A 17,604-nucleotide genomic window follows, 5' to 3' on the forward strand; every position below is an offset into this window, starting at 1 on the left:
TCTTTTTATGCCGTTCGGATTAAAATTTGCGTACAAATTTTATTAACTTTTTTTAAAGGCGCGCAAAATGTCAACAAAACTGGCGAACCCGGCACCACTTGGCCTAATGGGTTTCGGTATGACTACTATACTTCTTAATATCCATAACGCAGGTTTCTTTCCAATCGATTCAATGATTCTTGCTATGGGTATTTTTTACGGTGGTCTAAGCCAAGTTATCGTGGGCACAATGTGTTTCAAACGTGGTGACACGTTCGGTACAACTGCGTTTACTTCTTACGGTCTATTCTGGTTATCTTTGGTTGGTTTAATCGTAATGCCTTACATGGGCCTACCAGCAAGTCCAGCAGCGTTTATGGGTTGGTACCTACTACTATGGGGCATCTTCACTGGCTTCATGTTCATTGGTTCTCTATGCTACCCAGTAGCGAAACAAGTAGTATTCGGTTCACTTACTATTTTGTTCTTCCTACTTGCCGCTCGTGATTTCACAGGCAGCGAACTGATCGGTACTATCGCTGGTTTTGAAGGTATCTTCTGTGGTGCGTCAGCTATCTACTTTGCAATGGCACAAGTAATCAACAACGAATATGGCCGCACAGTACTGCCAATCGGTGAGAAAAAAGCGCCTCAAATGGCAACACAAGAAATCGCTGCTTAATGCTCTAACTTGGGAACAGTTAGTTTGTTATAAGCCGTTTATTGGTTATGAACAAAACAAAAGGGGTTAGCCGAAATGGCTAACCCCTTTTTTATGCGTTATTAATAGCGCGAGTTAAAGCTATCTATTTATTAAAGCAATCTGTTTGCTAAGGTAAGCTTAAGCTGAAGGTTGCTCTACAGGTTTACTGTCTGCAACTTCAGATTCAGGAGACTTACCTGTTTTACGCTTGTACTTCTCTTCCCAGTAAGTTGCCCCTTTAATGCCTAGTTTTACAGGGTTGAATGTGTACTCAGTCACACCTTGTTTCTGTTGTTCTTCGTAGTCTGCTAAAGCCTTAAGCGCAGGCTTAGACATGAAGAAGATGATCAGAATACCAACGATGTTTAACCATGCCATCAAACCAACACCCACATCACCCATTGCCCATGCAAGGTTTGCTGTTTTAACGGTGCCATAGAAAACGGCACTAATAAGAACAAGCTTAAGTACGAACATCATGCCAGGGATCTTGATGGTACGACGTAGGTAAGCAATATTTGTTTCTGCGATGTAGTAGTAAGCAAGAATCGTTGTAAATGCGAAGAAGAACAGAGCAAATGCGATGAATGGCTTGCCAATGCCTGGCAGTGCACTTTCAATAGCAAGCTGTGTAAATACGGGACCATTCGCACCGATGTTTGCTGCTAGGTTCTGAACAAGGAAGACACCTTCAGCGCCGCCGTGAACGTTGTAAGCACCAGTGATGATGATCATGAACGCTGTAGCAGAACATACTAGAAGAGTATCAATGTAGATAGAGAACGCTTGAACCAAACCTTGCTGAGCTGGGTGATCAACACTTGCCGCAGCTGCCGCGTGAGGACCAGTACCTTGACCCGCTTCGTTTGAGTAAACACCACGTTTAACACCCCAACCGATTGCAGCACCAAAGCCTGCCATAGGAGTGAATGCATCACCCAGAATCATTCCGAAAACAACAGGAACTTGGCTGATGTTTAGTAGGATGATAACGAATGCGATGATGATGTAAGCCAACGCCATGAATGGAACGACAATTTGTGTGAAGTTCGCGATACGTTTAACACCACCAAAGATGATGAAAGCAAGGATGATAGCAACAACAGTACCAGTGAAAATTTTAGCGAAACTGAATGTACCGATAGCTGTTTCAATCATATCACCTGAGCCAAATGCAGCTTCTACAGCATTACCTATACTGTTTGACTGAACACCTGGAAGCAAAATGCCACATGCAAAAATAGTCGCGATAGCGAAGATCCATGCGTACCACTTCTGACCCATTGCTTTTTCAATGTAGTAAGCCGGACCACCACGGAACTGGCCTTCATCTTCTTCTTTATAGATTTGCGCCAGCGTAGATTCTGCGTAAGCAGTCGCCGCGCCAAAGAAAGCTACCACCCACATCCAGAATACGGCACCTGGGCCACCGAAACCGATAGCGGCAGCAACACCTGCAATGTTACCTGTACCTACACGGCCAGACAGCGAAACGGCAAGAGCTTGGAAAGACGAGATGCCTTTTGATGAGCTTTTACCCGAAAGTAGCAAGCGCCACATTTCAAAGAAGTGACGGATTTGAACAAATCGAGTCATGATGGAGTAGAACAAACCTGCACCTAAACATAGGTAGATAAGTACTGGGCTCCAGATTATTCCATTCAAAAAATCAACGAACGACTGCATGAGTATTTTCCCTGTTAGTTTTGCTTATGATTGTTTTTCGAACAACACAATACTTCACTTGTAACCCGAGTGTTAAATTATTTAACTGCGCATTGGGATTACTGTGACATAAAGCAAGTTATAGAGGGTGTTTGTTAATGCTTAGTGCTAATTCGATAATCGTTCCATTTAACTTGTTATGCAACAGATTGTTGCGGCTGGTGTTTTGCAAAGTGAATAAATAGTGATTAATACAAAAGGGTGGGGAGGTGCGCAGAAGAAGGGTAGGTGTGCACAAGAGACGAAATTGCGTAAAACAGCGGTTAAAGCCACTTAGCATGAACGGCTGATATATGAGTGGTGAGATGGATTTGATTGGAATATATCACCTGCATCGAGTGATCTCGCAGGCCTAAGAAACTGTGCCTTTGAAGGCTCGATAATTCTGGCCTTCATGTTTACTGAGTGAAAGTAGCTAGTTTGATGCCTGTTTCAAACAACCACGAACCCTCGCGCCTGTAATTCTTTAGCGAACTCAGACTGAGTATTTGGCTCACCGTGAATCAAATGCACCTCTTTTGGTGGAGTCGCTATGCCCTCTATAAATCGATTGAGATCCTCTTTATCGGCATGAGCAGAATAGCCAGATATGCCATGAATTTGAGCATTAACCTCAACGTCTTTGTTATCAATAGAAACCTGCATTTCGCCTTGTTGCAGCTCTCGTCCGAGCGTTCCGTGTGCTTGATAGCCCGCTAAAATCACATCCGTCCGTTTATCTGGAAGCAAAGCCGATAAGTAGTTCATGATCCTGCCGCCCTGACACATCCCAGAAGCTGCAACCACAATCGCGGGTTCACCTGTCGACTTGAGACGGTTAACGATTTTCTTGTGCATTCTATGTCCATCAACCGTAATGCACTGCTCAAAAGCGAGTGGGTGACGTTTCAGTTCAAGACGCTGCTTTGCTTCTTGCCCCCATAACTCTTTAAAGCGTCGGTATGAACGCGTCACTTTTTGAGCCATCGGAGAATCGAGAATAATAGGAATATCGCTACTGAGTTGATGCTCAAAGATCAGGTGTTCGATATCAAACAGCAATTCCTGAGTTCTGCCGATACTAAAAGCCGGGATTAGAATAACGCCGCCATCGAGTAACGAACGATCAATGATTGATTTGAGGCGTTCAGAGCGTGAAGCAATATCGTCGTGCGTGCTAGTGCCGTAAGTCGACTCAATAAACAGATAGTCGGCTTGTTGTGGTGGTTTAGGATCCGGCAGCAGTGGCGTGTTACTAGGGCCCAAGTCACCTGAAAAGACCACTACCTCTTGGTTGGGTAACTTAATCTCTATATAGGCCGAACCTAAGATATGCCCTGCAGGTTGAAAACGGGCATACAGAGTATTTGGCCTATGATGATCCTTTCCGTTGTTTTGCTGTTTAGACGTGATTGGAAACCATTCCACGTAAGGCTTGGGAGCAATTAACGAATGAATCTTTTTGAGTATCAGCTTCGACTGTTTATTGCTGAGCCCTTGCAGTTTTAAGCCATCTTCAATCATTAAAGGAGCGAGCTCTGCGGTGGCTTGCGTGCAATAAATTGGCTGGTTAAATCCACTGGCGAGTAACCAAGGTAATCGGCCAATATGATCAATGTGAGTATGAGTCAGCAGCAGAGCGTTAAGGTGGGACGTTTCAAATTCAATATCAAGAGGGCGGGTGTCTTCTCCTTGAAAAAGGCCACAATCGATGAGAACCGCTTGGCCTGAATCTCTTAATTCGTGACAAGATCCTGTAACGGTATGTTTGCCGCCATGGTGAATCACTTCCATCGTTTACTCCCATTACTCTATAAAGCCATTAACGCCTGTTTTTATTGTGCGGATAAGCGCCAGCAAGTAAAACAAGAACAATGAGAGTTGCGATCGTTGAGTGTCTTTTTAAGTAACTGAGCAATGACTCTGTGGGTTCGTTGCGAGTTAGTTCTTGTTCCTTCTGTAACTACCTTGTTAGCGCGCGGAAGAACCGTCTGAATCCAGTTCTGGGTTTTTCTGTGCCTCTATACGAGCCACTTCGGCATCAAGCTCTGCTATTTTTTCAGCCATAATTGCGTGACAGCGATTGGCCAGCTCTCTAGCGTCGCTGATCTTGTATCCAGACACATCGATAGGTTTGAGCATCTCGGTGATCACAATGCCATTATTAACTCGGTTGAGGTCAATCTTATTGTGTGTGGTGCTGGTACACATCGGGGTGATAGGTACGCCAGCTTCAATCGCCATTCGAAAAGCGCCCGTTTTGAATGGCAGTAGTCCACGCCCTTTACTGCGCGTTCCTTCAGGGTAAACCCAAACAGACAGATCTCGCTGGTGAATCGCTTCCGCCACTTGCTTGATGGTATCGCGTGCTTTGGACTTGTCTTCGCGGTTAATTAAAATATTACCGGTGATCCAATACAGCAGGCCAAAGAAGGGCACGTACAACAAATCGCGTTTGCCTAAAGAAACCGTGCGAGGCCTTAACATCCCTGGGGCGGTCACAAAGTCCAACACGCTTTGGTGGTTAGATATGTAGACGCTCTTTTCTGGTGTCGGCGCATTATCTAGGCCTCTCTGTAGGATCTTTACCCCAACGAGTTTTTGTAATTGGTTGAACCAACGGCAAAAAACGTACACATGCTTTGGGTTTTTGGGGCTAAACAAGCAGTAACCAAAAGCACATAGAGTGGTGAAAATAATAAACACCGTCGCCAAAATAATACGAAGAACAGCAAGCACAATTCACTCCTTACTCACGACAAGATTGCAGTGATTAAATAGTTTTAGATGCTTGAAGTTTTCACTCTATTTAACCGAATTGCAACAATTAACTGTTTTAGGGGGCTGTTTTTAGATCTTTATATAAAACAAGGACTAACGATGGGTGTTTGACGCAGTTATCGAGCTTACACGTGTTCACCAGTAGGTAGGCATGTTCACCAATACTGTTTATTTGGATCCGACTTTTCTACCCATTCAGGATCTTGGCGTGATTCTAAATAGAGCTGTAGGCCGTTATAAGACATGAAAGCAGCAGGGCCACCAAGATGTTCGAAATAGTCAAAATAATCATCTTCGAGTGCGCAAAGGTGAGCTAAATCTATAACGTTATTCATCATTGCCCATTGAATAGCGAAAACCGGAGCCGTCGAACCTGAAATGCTGACCTCTTCGACATTTGGGTTGAACAGTGAATTGGCTTGCTCAAGCTGTATCTCTTCTTGTTCAGACTCTTGCTGTAACACCTCTTCGATGATCTCTGAACGTTTGGTATTAGAGACATTCTTGTTCAGCTTGGCGATTCGAAGTGCGTAGCTAAAACGGTCTGTTGAAACAATGTCGACAAGCTGCGACAACAGCTCTTTGTCTACGCCCGCAGCCTTGGTGAAATAGTCGATACATGAATTGATTGATGCGTAACGAGTACCGTCAAACTCAAAGCCACTGGTTTCGTCGTATACCTCAAGTGGGATGTCATCAACCGACAAAGGCCAGCCTCTATAATCGACTCGTTGTTTGGCTATTTGATACATTTTCCAAGCACTACGGCCAAATCCGCCAAGCGTCGAGCCTGAAAAATCAGAATCAATAAGCTCTTGTTCCGTCCAGTTTTCACCGATGCCTAGGTGCTTTGCGTACTTATCGATGAGTGCGTGTTTTATCTGATCGCGCACCGCCCAAATTGAAGTCAGACTCTTGGAATAGTTAATTCTCGCACACTCCTTGCAAGCCGGCAGTGCTATCGGTGAATAGTCTATCTTGGCAATAGCTTGTGCAGTCTTAGGGAATTCAACAACATCATTGGAAGGTTCACCACAAAACCAACAGGTGTGGCGCAGGTTGAACGGGGTATCTATGTGTGAGTATGTGGTCATTAGTCTTTATCAGCTAGGTACTTGAGGCGAGTTAATCATCTTCAAACAATTATCTCTGTTCGCACGTCAGCTTGCACCTTGTTTGTTTTTGTTTTGCTGACGAAACTGATTCGTGATGTGACTCGCCTGACGATCTCATTAGGTGGATATTGATATAAAACAGTCACTAACGATAAATATTGATTGGTGTGGCTGAACTTACATGACTTGCTAGCAATCGCCTAAGCTCCCCATTACTATTGAGATAGACTCCTAACCCCAATAGCGCATATGTCCTCATCGATTCCTTTTTACGATAAAAATGCTCACACACTTTGTGAACAGTACAACTCAGTGACGTTCGAGACGGTACATAAAAGCTGGCAAGCTTATTGGCCTTTAGAGGGCGATAAAGTACTAGATGTTGGTGCAGGAAGTGGTCGTGATGCGCTATGGATGCACAAAGCCGGAGCTGATGTTATTGCGATAGAACCAAGTGCTTCATTACGCGAACAAGGCTCGAAATATACAAGCCCAAGTGTTAGCTGGATTGATGATTCACTTCCCTCGCTTAGCCGCACTGAAAACCTCGGAATACGTTTTGATTTGATATTGGTGAGCGCGGTTTGGATGCATCTTGCTCCGTCTCATCGAGAGCGTGCATTTAGAAAGTTGTCTAACTTGCTGGCTCCAAATGGCAAGTTGGTGATTACTTTGCGTCATGGGGAGTTTAAAGACAGTCGACAAGGCTATGAAGTCTCAGTTGAAGAGCTCGAGCGTTTATCAAAAAACAGCGCCTTGTTGGTTCGTCATGTTGATGATAGCCAAGATACATTGAACCGCAGTGAAGTGTGGTGGCAAACCGTGGTGATGACATTACCAGATGATGGCTCCGGCGACTTGAACAAGGTGCGCCACATTATTGTGAATGACAACAAGTCGGCCACATACAAGCTGGCCTTATTAAGAACTTTACTGAGAATTGCGGATGCTCATTCAGGCGCTGTGATTGATCGAACGGATGGGAAAATTTCTCTACCAGTGGGCTTAGTTGCTCTGTATTGGGTAAGGCAGTTTAAGCGTTTGATTGATATCGATATAGAAGGCGCTGGGATTCAGCAAAATAGCAACACGAGTAAAGGCCTCGGATTTGTAAAAGAGGATGGTTGGAATAAACTCAAACACCTCAGTGCTGATGATCTAGCGATAGGCACTATGTTTCTCGGCGATGAAGCCAAGGCACTACAGAAGCTGTTTTCACAAACGATCAGCACCATTAAATCAGGGCCTGTGACTTTTATTTATCAAGGCTCGAAAGACAACCGACTATTCGATATATACCCACCTCAGAAACGACGGAAGAGCCGAGAATCACTGGTCATTGATAGTGAGTTCTTAGAAAGCTTTGGCTATTTCACTCTCGATGAAAGCCTGTGGGAGTGCTTTAGAATCTACCACTCTTGGATTGAACCGCTGGTGGTGAATCAATGGGTCATGGAGATGCAGCGTTTCGAGTTGAACCGACAGCGAAGTATCTCACTACAGACGTATCACGACTGCTTGGTATGGATCGATCAAAACCACGATACTCGCGATGTGCGTAAACGTGTCGAACAACTTAGATCTGAACGTGCCGATATTGTCAGTGTCTGGAGTGGAAAATCATTAAAAAATGAGTATCACGTTGATCACTGCTTGCCTTTTGCTTATTGGCCGAATAACGACAAGTGGAACCTCTTTCCGACCACAAGCAAAGAGAACCTAAGCAAAAGTGACAAAGTTCCTACGGCTGAAAAACTTCGAGCGTCTAAGTTTCGTATTCTCGAATGGTGGCAATTGGCGTGGAACGATTCGGCTCATTTTGAACAACAATTCTTTTCTGAAGCAGCACTTTCTCTACCCAATATTCCACCACAGTGTCGAGACTTCGAAGAGGTGTTCGATGCAATGGGTTTACAGGTACGTGGCGTGAAAAGCAGACTGTTAATTAATGAGTGGCACTGATCATTAAGTGGCTAGTTATCCCAAATAGCCCTCAACAAACTAATCATCGAGAACACAATGAAATACATCGGAATTGATGGCTGCAAGGCAGGTTGGATCGCTTGGATTGTCTCTGGCAATGAGCCACCTGAGTTCAAGGTGGTAAAGACCCTAGATGAGTTGCTTGACGATCTTACGGGAGCAACAACGTTAATCGATATGCCTATTGGTTTTAGCGATTCACAGACTCCGGATAGATTATGCGATAAAGCAGCAAGGCGCTTTCTCACCAGTAAGCGTGGCTCTTCCGTTTTTCCTGTTCCGTGCCGAGAGGCGGTTTACCAAACCGATTACATTGCGGGATGTAATGCCAATGTGGAGCAGCTTGATAAGAAGTTTTCTAAACAGACTTGGGGAATTGTGCCCAAGATCCGCGAGCTTGATGAGCTCATTGAAACTCATCCCAATCTTTCTATCAGGGAATCACATCCTGAAGTTGTGTTTGCAGCATTGAAAGGTGAACCGCTGACGTTTTCAAAACGAACACAAGAAGGCAAAGAGGAAAGGCTTTCTATTATTCAGCAACTTGCCCCTCAGTGGTGTGACGGCTTGTCGTTGTCCATTTCAAATACCAAGCGTAAAGACGTCGCGATAGATGATATTTACGATGCTTTTGTACTGATGTTGATCGCCTATTACGCTCCGCAATTATCGACCTTACCTGAACTTTCTGATGTTGGTGGAGAAGCTGACAAGGATCAGAACGGACGAGTTCGAGAGATTGTCTATTGGGACAAAACGCACTAACAAAGCGTGCGCTCAACTTGGCCTAATATGCTATTTTCCAACTTCTGCTACTTTTCACTCTTACTATTTTTGAGTCTTTTATATGAAACGTTTTATTGTCGGCTGGCTGGCCACTGTGCTCAGTGCTGCGAGTTATGCCCAGGTTGCCTCTATATCTCAATGGCAATGCGACATGATGAAAAAGAACAATGTCTTGAGTAGTGGTGCGCCCGTTGGTTGTGAGCGGCTATCCAAAGTGGATTTCGCTTTCATTAATTTCAAAGGGGAAACGCAACAGGGCAATATGATCGTGCTTGATGTTATTGCGCCAGCTGTTGAACAAATCTTTTCAGAGCTTAAACAGCGCAATTTTCCTCTTCATTCCGCTCGCCTAATGCGTGAGTTTAAAGGTGACGATAGCGCCTCAATGGACGCGAACAACAGTAGCGCGTTTAACGCTCGTCCTATTACAGGCGGAGGAGGTTGGTCGAAACATGCCTATGGTGTGGCAATCGACATCAACCCAGTTCAAAATCCTTTCTTAGAGTTCGATAGCAAGGGACGAATCACGGTAAAGCCTTCACAATCAGCGGCTCGCTATGTGAACCGTACTCGTTTTCGCGCGCGTGATGAAATTGAACGCCGAGGCATGGCAGAAGATGTGATTGAGCTGTTTGCTCATCACGGATTTATGATCTGGGGAGGGGATTGGAATAGCCCAATCGATACTCAGCATTTTGAGGTCGGCTCAAGAAAGTTCGTTAACCAACTGCTCTCTAAACCACAACCTGAAGCCAAAGTGTTATTTGAGCGCTACGTCGAATCTTATCGACAGTGCTCTATCAAAAATAAAGGCGAGAACGCAGAAAAAGCTCGAGCTATCTGTGCAAAGAAAACAGTCGGCACTTTTTAGTGCTATGTTTATCTAGAACCGTTTGTGTTTTAGCAAGTTAAACTCGCTTCAGGTGTGTTTTGAATCGCTAAGGTCAGCGCTTGTCGTTGGCCTTTTTGGTATTTATTTTTTCAATAGAACACCACATATTGAAAAGGTTATCGGGTATCCAATGGTCAATAATCGATAAGCGAATGCTGCGCAAAGTCATCGGTTTGTCATCGAAAAACTCATAGCGTTAACGTTATGTGAGAACCATTGCTGGTGGGGGAACTATTTGCCGAATCGCCAGTATTATTAGTGAACTGATCACAACGGACCAACTAATGAAAAAGATACCTTTGGCTCTAACTCTTTTAAGCACTCTACTTTTTTCACAATATTCTTTGGCTACAGACACTTCACACACCACTCAAAATCCGACCTACGAACTCGATGGTAAGGCGGTATTAGGGCGTACAGAGAATGTATACCTATCTAGCGTTCAAGGGCTAAAAGACGTTCCTTTCATTGGTAAAATCGATACCGGTGCAGAAACCACTTCTATGCATGCGGAAGACATTCATGTGAAGAGCTCTAATGCCGACTACAAAAACCTCAAAGACAAAGAGTTGATGGCGGCGTTAACCGAAGACCTGTTGAACAATTCCGATGTTGATTACGATGATTGGGATGGCAGTACCTTTGCAAAATATGAAGCTGTGGTCTCTTTCAAGGTTCAAAACCCACGTACGGGTGACATGGTATTAATTAAAGCACCTTTAGAGCGTGTCAGCATAATACGCAGCCGCACCAGCAGCACGCCTTTGCTTCGCCCTACTGTCAAAATGTCGCTGACCATTGCGGATCAAGAGTTAAAAACAGACGTTAACCTGACGGACAGAAGTCACTTCTCTGCGCCAGTATTGATCGGCAAAACCTTCCTTGCGGATAACGCACTGGTGTTTGCTGGTTACGACTATTTGCAGGAGCAGGAAAACGCGACGGTTGTTGGCCGAAAAGAGGTGATGTCTATCTCGGGAATGGCGATGAACGTGACCTTCTCATTAAAAAATCGCTACAGCATTCTTCATGCGAAAGACATCGATGTAGATAAGAAGAACAGTGAAGTGACGTTTGATATGTTCGACAACGATGGTGAGCAGAAAGAGATGACACTGCCATTAGTTCGTATGTTAAGTGTAGGTGGTAAAAAAAGACCTTTGGTGTATGTGCCGGTTCAACTCGATGAAAACACAACCAAAGACGTTCTGGTGTACCTGCGCGACCGTTCGAATAGCAGCTCACAGCTCAGATTGGGCACTGATACAGCAAGTGAGCTTTTTATGATTGACACCAGTGCTGAGAATATTCTTTCTGAAGGATCTGAGAATTTCAGCGAGGTCGCGAAGAAGACTGAGCCACTGATTATCTCACCGGAAGAAGATATCACATTAGATGGTTTCCCTATGAAGGCTGTTGCTTCATTTACTGTCAACACGCCTTTGTTGAAGGTCGACAGTTTTGAAATGACAGGTAAAGGCAAAGAGGCTTCTGTTGAATTTTATCTTACAGATGTAAATGGTGAGAAGCAGAAGATAACAAAGCCAATTATTAAGAAGCTTAAGGTCGGTGATGATACTCGCCCGGTGGTAAGTGGTGAGTTTTTGGGAGCTGGTAAAGTTCGCCAACAAGAGTTTGCTATCGATGTGCTTAACAGCAATGAAAAAGAAGCGTACTTCATTCTAGGTAAGAAGATGGCGAAAGATGGGGTATATGTGAATACTCGATCTGATTATCTTTTGAAATCGGAACCTTTGTTTAAAGTTGGGCATATAGAAGTTGTTGAAGTCAACGGCATGACATTCCCTGCCAAGTTGGATACAGGCGCAGATGTAAGCTCAATGAACGCAGTCAACATCAAACGATTTAAGAAAGACGGCCAAGACATGGTGAGCTTTACCTATCAAAACAACCAAGGCGATAAGCAAGACTTCACTAAGCCTGTGATTGATGTAATGCGCATTAAAGCTAAGAAAGGCGAGAAGGTGAACATTCGCCCAGTGGTAGAAATGAAGGTGAAGTTGGGTGACCTAGAGAAAGAGGTGAGGGTAAACCTTCAAGATCGCTCTCGCTTTGAATACAGCATGATCCTAGGTAAGAACTTCTTAAAGCACGGCGCAGTAGTGAGTAGCGATGAAGATTACTTACTGGGCGATATGGAGTAACACCTAAATTTATCTAATTTCTATCGGTTCAACTTCTTCATCAGTAACTGAACTGGCTGCGTTAATTATCAAGTAGGTAACACAAAGAGCTTTTGCTCTTTGTGCTTTCTATATTCTGATTAGATAGCTTATCTATAAGTTAAAGCTCAATTTCAGTGATGAGTGGTGATTGTTTAAGGAAGTGCTTACATCTAGCCACAACGATTTCACGGTATCGGTTTAAATAAGGTAATTGTGAATCAGAAGTAGGAGTGACGAGAGATATAGCATCATCAATGTTGTTTATAATGTCATTTGCGATCTTTACTAGGCTCTGTTGAAGCAATTTTGGTGAAATACCACAATCGTCAGCAAACTCTACAAGTTGGTAGGCATTAATAGAATCTGAGTCAAATTCATCCCCAATTGCCATCGCAAGATCCTGCTCAAATTCAGGGTACATCCTTACATTGACTAGATCGTAAAGTGGCGTTGGTGTTAAGCCCGATTTTTGGACAAAGAAACTGAAGTTTTTGCCATGTGCATCTGCGTTATAAATGCAGAGATTGAACATTGCCCACTTTAGGATCGCTAGTTTTGCCGCTAATGGGTTTTCACATTGCTCTGTTACCGAAAAAAGTCGGGTGAAGCTGACACCATCACGAATATGACTGACATCTCTTTGTTTACCTAAGTTTCGTTCATACTTTCTATCGACACCTAGGTTACAAGCTTGACAGGCATCGATCATATGCCTTCGTTTCACACTTGTTGAGCTAAATAGCTTTCGATCAAATCTCTCTACAATTAAGGCTGGAAATTGGTCAAAATACCGCAACTCAACATCAGCAACATCTAGTTCAACTAGCTTCGCTAACTTCATCGTCACAAATTCATTTATGACAAGGTGTTGTTGGTCATTTTTTTCGAACTTCACAATATGAGTTGAGCATAGTTCACCCTCTCCAAACCCTAAGTTTCCATCGATAGATAAAACGTTTAGCTTAGATTGAACCCCCGCTACTGATAGTCTTGGTTTTCCTTCCCATATTTCTAAATACCAAAGCTCAGGGTCAGATAGTTTCTTAATTAATTCACTATCGTTGATTGGGTTGAAAGAGGTTTCAGTTTGAACTGGAGAAACACCTTCAGATAAGAACATCATTGCACCTGATGTATCTGTTCCAATACCACCAACTTGTGCAAATACGTTTGAACGTGATACGCCAAGAAAGTCGATCAAATAATCTAACCCTTTATTTTCAGGGAGCAAATTCTGTAAGAACCTCCTGATATTGACTGATGGTATATCAGAGTTAAATGGAAGGTGTGGCGATATGGGAAACCCATTATCAATCCAATCTTGCTTGTAGATTACAGATAGAGCATCACTTTCTTTACTCAGTGATAGTTTGCCTATGACTTGCTGGCTATAGACTATATCGAGGATGTATTGATTAGACCCAGACGTCATTACCTTTCTCCTGTGATGAGACTGAAGCATCTAAGTCTTGCCATGGTTGTATCGATATCTTTATTCCTAGAGCAGACACAACTTTCATTAAAGAGGTTAGTTTAATATCGGAGCTGCCTTGTTCAATTTTTATGTAGGTTTGTTTTGAAACACCAGAAAGCAATGCTGCATCTTGCTGAGTGATTTTACTTTGAGTTCTTTTTGCTTTGATCGCCTCACCAAGTAGTGATGGTGTGAACACCTGGTTTAGATCTGGTGACTCAGTTGCTTTTACTTTCTTAACCATAGAACCTCCATATAGCATGATGCAATAAAGTATGTCTTAGTAGACTTTTAAGTTATTTATACGTAGATTTTAAATAAAAGTCTATTAAAGTTCACTTTTATGGTGAATACATTGAGTTATCACATAAAAGTCTACAGTAGTGAGCTTTTATGATTACAAACTTGGCGATCTTATTAAAAGTCTAATGTGATTTACTTTATGTAATGAAAGAACAATAGAAAACTCAAAGCCATGGGGCTTTGAGATACCTAAAGTATGGCTAACTCTCTATCGGAACCTTAAGGTGGTCGTTCAAGTATTGTGTGTAATATAAAGGCATTACACATTGTCTTGCTCTCACTTCTTGTTTCAACCTTTACTGTCAGGTCTAAGGCTTGAATGATTTTAAACATGGTAGAGAGCGTGGCTTTATCTGGTCTAGTTTCAAAGTTAGAAATGGTAGCTTGCTTTATGCGACTCTCTTTGCCACTTCGAACTGAGTCCATTTATTTTTTTGCGTATTAGCAATAAAGTATTGGCTAATTGTTGTGGGCTATAAATCACAAGTTGTCACTTCATATTATGAGGCTTGACCCCCATTAGAGGATATTGGCCGTGCTATCCCAACAAAGGGATATATATAACTTTATACCTTTCAGGGGATAATCAAAGCCTTTAGCTTAAAGAGGTATTGCAAGAAGGTGGATACCAGCCTTTATTAGACTTGTCGCTAAGTTTTTCTGCGATTGGCGATTATCCATGCGGGTAAGGTGAGGTGATGGTTACACGTAAGTAGATCAAATATGCCACATAAAAGTTAATTAGAAATACTGACTTTGAAGCGCATGAGATGGTTCGAAACTAAAGTCATGGGAATCAAAAGCACTTTACACCGTGCGTCACCCTGTGAGTGAAAGGTAGCGCGTTTAGTACCGACAGCATAATTGATGATTATAAAATACAAAAAGGGCCAACTCTTTCGAGTTGGCCCTTTCCAAACGTTTGGTGGAGCTGGCGGGAAGTGCTGTGACCGTCAGACCATCATAACAAAGGCTTATATAATAATAAGTTACGTTGAATATAGCATTATGTGGATCAGTATGTGTAGCACTTTGTGGATCAGTAGATTTAGCAATAAATGCGTAGTAGGGAACTGAACCCGCGTCTTAAAAAGTCAGGCTGGCTGATAAAAAAATGGTCAAAAGTTTTCGATGGGTGGGGTAAGAAATAGGGTTTTTGGCTGATTTTAGGGTATGGGGGGCTTCGGGCTGGTATTCGCTTTTATAGGTTTAATACTATTGTTCGCCTTTTACTTATTTTTAAAAAGCGAACCAATAAGAATCTTGCATTAAACGTCGATGATGAAGCTGTTGTCCGTTGTATGTCCTGTTGTATTACTTATTCCAGTGACGCTTTACTGTAGCGATTCCAAGGCTTGTAGCGGCAGCAGTTTTGGACTGTGATAATCCTTGTGCCTTGTAATACTGAACCTGCTTAGTGGTTTCTTGTGCTTCTGGTCTACCTAATTTCTTCCCTTGCTGCTTTGCACGTTCAAGCCCTTCTTTCGTTCTTTCACTGATGCGATTGCGTTCAAATTCAGCAAAAGCACTGAACATTTGAAGCATCAACTTGCCTTGTGAAGATGAAAGGTCGGGTGTTGGTAGGTCTAAACAAACAACATGAATTCCTTTCTGAATTAGCAATTCAACTGTTTGCTGTACATCTATATTGTCACGCCCAAGACGATCAAGCTTCAACACAATCAACGTATCGTTTGGTTCAAGTTTGTGATCAACCAGTGCTTTGAAATTTGGACGTAGCATTGCTGACGTTGCACCGGATACCGTTTCAGATATCACGCGACTGTCGTCAACGCTGTAGCCAGAATTTCTAATAGCAACAATTTGGTTTTCGGTTGTTTGTTCCGTTGTTGAAACTCGGCAGTAAGCAAATGTTCGCATTAGTATCCGTTTAGTTTTAATTGGTATCATCTATGGGTGGTATCATTACTCTGTGGTATCACAAAGTCAATAGGTATGATTTATGATACTGAAATAGCATATTAGAAATGGTATCAGCTAACGGTCAATTTTTGATGCTACTTTATTTGTGCATATAAACCACCAGCAAATGTGCGCGGTGTTTAGACCGAACTCTGTCACGTTGTAATGACGTTATTGCTCAAAGCCAATTGCTGAATACTGGATTCTGATTTACTTCTTCTTTATAACCTTCATCATCACTGATGTATTGCTGCATTAAGTGTTCATGAATCTCAAACGTTTCGTACTCATTAACATGATACATTCCGCCGTTATTAGTAATGTTCACAACAAAGCGTTCTGGTTTTTGCATTGTTGATATACTTACTGTGTATCTGATCGACAGGTCTTCTATATCTAATATGTATTCAAGCCATGCATCTTGCATTATGAATTTATAATCATCTTGATCTGTTTCATGAAACATGTCGGGTACTAAATGTATTCCGCTTCTTTTGAAGTAATCACATGTAATGCAAATACATGTGTTTCTTTGTGCGTTTGTTATATCTCTCATTGCATCTCCTGACTCAAAAGAAGAACTACTTCCTTTAGAACACATGGATCTGTTTCATCTGGATTACGCATGATTTTTTGTATTTTCATTGTGTCTTTGTTGTTCATGTAAATTCCTTTTTTGACGGCTTCAAATAGCCGTTTTCTTTGGCAAACGAAGTGCGCAGTCACGCCCAAGTAGTAGCGGAACGAAGTGCAGCGATGCCATAGTATTTAAAGGAAGAAATAGGAAGTGCATGAAGTAATTACAAAGAAACCGATTGCAAGCAATCGCTTTGCGTCCATCAAACTGAAGCGCTGATCGCGCATCATTTTTGATGATCCGCATGTCTTTTAATTGAATAAGAAACAATCATCTTTAACGAAAACACCAAAGTGTTTTCAAGACACATTAGGTAGTTGGTAGAAGCAATATTTTATTTCCCCCCGCCAGTGTTTACACACTGGACAAGGGTCTTAGTCTAGCAGTACATCGCTAACATTTGCTTACACCTAAAACCACAGGCGGTAGTGCTATACCTGTGTCAGTGCGTCCTTTCTTCACTACGGTCAGGGCGTTAACCCCACCACCATCACAACAAAGCAAACTATTGTGATAGCCCGAAATCTGATCAAGATATCAGATTTACATCATTTCCATTTATGTTCACCCAATCAACTACGATTGGCACATAAGTCCGTCTTTCTTTATCCTTGCGCGTGTATCGATGTGTAGTCCTTCCGTTTGGGCACATCAATAGTTCTTCAAGTCGCAGGGGAAGCCCTGCCTTCATATGTGCAACACACGGTCTGTTAAGATACCTATGAAGCCCTACACACGTGGTAGTTACGTCTTACTACCATTTATCTTCCCTGTAATTTTCATCAGGCATAAAAAAAGCCCAATGCTTTTACACATCGGGCTATGTTTTCAAAAACCTGATGTGTTGAACTTTTAGGCGGTGAAACACATCTGATTTTCTACTAATTTTGTCTGTATCGCCTAAGCCATACATAGGAATTTGTTAATCGTTATACTTCACCGCCTATAGATCAGTATAAGGTAATCATCTGATTACAATAGTATTTATAACTTTATCTTCGTTATGCTTTATTATGACATGACTTCTGAAAGTGCCTAAAAAAAACACTGTGGCTAATGTAATATGTAAATGGTGAAACTCAGAAGGATAGTGCTGTTTTCATGAACGTGTAATGCATATGTGTGCATTGCATCATTG

The 17,604-nt window shown here is 42.5% G+C and carries 13 protein-coding genes; 5 read left to right on the plus strand and 8 right to left on the minus strand.

The window, feature by feature from the left end; all coding sequences use genetic code 11:
* The first annotated feature begins 67 nt into the window (after nucleotides 1-67).
* Complete coding sequence (locus ACED59_RS08740; protein ID WP_010440610.1) at nucleotides 68-661, plus strand: GPR1/FUN34/YaaH family transporter; 594 nt, start codon at nucleotides 68-70, stop codon at nucleotides 659-661.
* A gap of 159 nt (nucleotides 662-820) precedes the next feature.
* On the opposite strand, the gene ACED59_RS08745 is transcribed toward ACED59_RS08740, so the two are convergent.
* From ACED59_RS08745 to ACED59_RS08760, 4 genes are all read right to left on the minus strand, one after another.
* The gene (locus ACED59_RS08745) at nucleotides 821-2,368 is read right to left on the minus strand and encodes a sodium:alanine symporter family protein (protein WP_009848307.1); all 1,548 of its coding nucleotides are present in this window, start codon (nucleotides 2,366-2,368) and stop codon (nucleotides 821-823) included.
* A 471-nt stretch (nucleotides 2,369-2,839) separates the two neighbouring features.
* A complete protein-coding gene (locus ACED59_RS08750; protein WP_371704885.1) occupies nucleotides 2,840-4,180 on the minus strand; it encodes an MBL fold metallo-hydrolase in 1,341 nt (446 codons plus the stop codon).
* A 177-nt stretch (nucleotides 4,181-4,357) separates the two neighbouring features.
* Nucleotides 4,358-5,125 carry a 1-acylglycerol-3-phosphate O-acyltransferase gene (locus tag ACED59_RS08755; RefSeq protein WP_017098061.1) on the minus strand — a complete coding sequence of 256 codons (768 nt, stop codon included), beginning with the start codon at nucleotides 5,123-5,125 and terminating at the stop codon, nucleotides 4,358-4,360.
* Nucleotides 5,126-5,322: 197 nt separating this feature from the next.
* A complete protein-coding gene (locus ACED59_RS08760; protein WP_017098060.1) occupies nucleotides 5,323-6,261 on the minus strand; it encodes a hypothetical protein in 939 nt (312 codons plus the stop codon).
* 270 nt (nucleotides 6,262-6,531) lie between these two features.
* Between ACED59_RS08760 and ACED59_RS08765 the strand changes: the two genes are divergently transcribed.
* From ACED59_RS08765 to ACED59_RS08780, 4 genes are all read left to right on the plus strand, one after another.
* On the plus strand, nucleotides 6,532-8,244 hold the full coding sequence (locus ACED59_RS08765) for a bifunctional 2-polyprenyl-6-hydroxyphenol methylase/3-demethylubiquinol 3-O-methyltransferase UbiG (RefSeq protein WP_017098059.1): 1,713 nt from the start codon (nucleotides 6,532-6,534) through the stop codon (nucleotides 8,242-8,244).
* 57 nt (nucleotides 8,245-8,301) lie between these two features.
* Nucleotides 8,302-9,030, plus strand: a complete 729-nt coding sequence (locus tag ACED59_RS08770) for a DUF429 domain-containing protein (RefSeq protein ID WP_017098058.1) — start codon at nucleotides 8,302-8,304, stop codon at nucleotides 9,028-9,030.
* Nucleotides 9,031-9,112: 82 nt separating this feature from the next.
* A complete protein-coding gene (locus tag ACED59_RS08775) occupies nucleotides 9,113-9,922 on the plus strand; it encodes a M15 family metallopeptidase (RefSeq protein WP_017098057.1) in 810 nt (269 codons plus the stop codon).
* 305 nt (nucleotides 9,923-10,227) lie between these two features.
* Nucleotides 10,228-12,108 carry a RimK/LysX family protein gene (locus ACED59_RS08780; RefSeq protein WP_017098056.1) on the plus strand — a complete coding sequence of 627 codons (1,881 nt, stop codon included), beginning with the start codon at nucleotides 10,228-10,230 and terminating at the stop codon, nucleotides 12,106-12,108.
* 139 nt (nucleotides 12,109-12,247) lie between these two features.
* Here the strand turns inward: ACED59_RS08780 and ACED59_RS08785 are convergent, their stop codons facing one another.
* The 4 genes from ACED59_RS08785 to ACED59_RS08800 all read right to left on the minus strand — a co-directional run bounded on the left by ACED59_RS08785 (nucleotide 12,248) and on the right by ACED59_RS08800 (nucleotide 16,385).
* A complete protein-coding gene (locus ACED59_RS08785) occupies nucleotides 12,248-13,561 on the minus strand; it encodes a HipA domain-containing protein (protein ID WP_017098055.1) in 1,314 nt (437 codons plus the stop codon).
* On the minus strand, nucleotides 13,545-13,847 hold the full coding sequence (locus tag ACED59_RS08790) for a helix-turn-helix transcriptional regulator (RefSeq protein WP_017098054.1): 303 nt from the start codon (nucleotides 13,845-13,847) through the stop codon (nucleotides 13,545-13,547). The genes ACED59_RS08785 and ACED59_RS08790 overlap by 17 nt, the downstream gene beginning before the upstream one ends.
* A gap of 1,373 nt (nucleotides 13,848-15,220) precedes the next feature.
* A complete protein-coding gene (locus ACED59_RS08795) occupies nucleotides 15,221-15,787 on the minus strand; it encodes a recombinase family protein (protein WP_017098053.1) in 567 nt (188 codons plus the stop codon).
* A 220-nt stretch (nucleotides 15,788-16,007) separates the two neighbouring features.
* Nucleotides 16,008-16,385, minus strand: a complete 378-nt coding sequence (locus tag ACED59_RS08800; protein ID WP_139137254.1) for a hypothetical protein — start codon at nucleotides 16,383-16,385, stop codon at nucleotides 16,008-16,010.
* Nucleotides 16,386-17,604 lie beyond the last annotated feature (1,219 nt).

Source organism: Vibrio sp. FF266 (assembly GCF_041439695.1).
Taxonomy (GTDB): Bacteria; Pseudomonadota; Gammaproteobacteria; order Enterobacterales; family Vibrionaceae; genus Vibrio; species Vibrio tasmaniensis_A.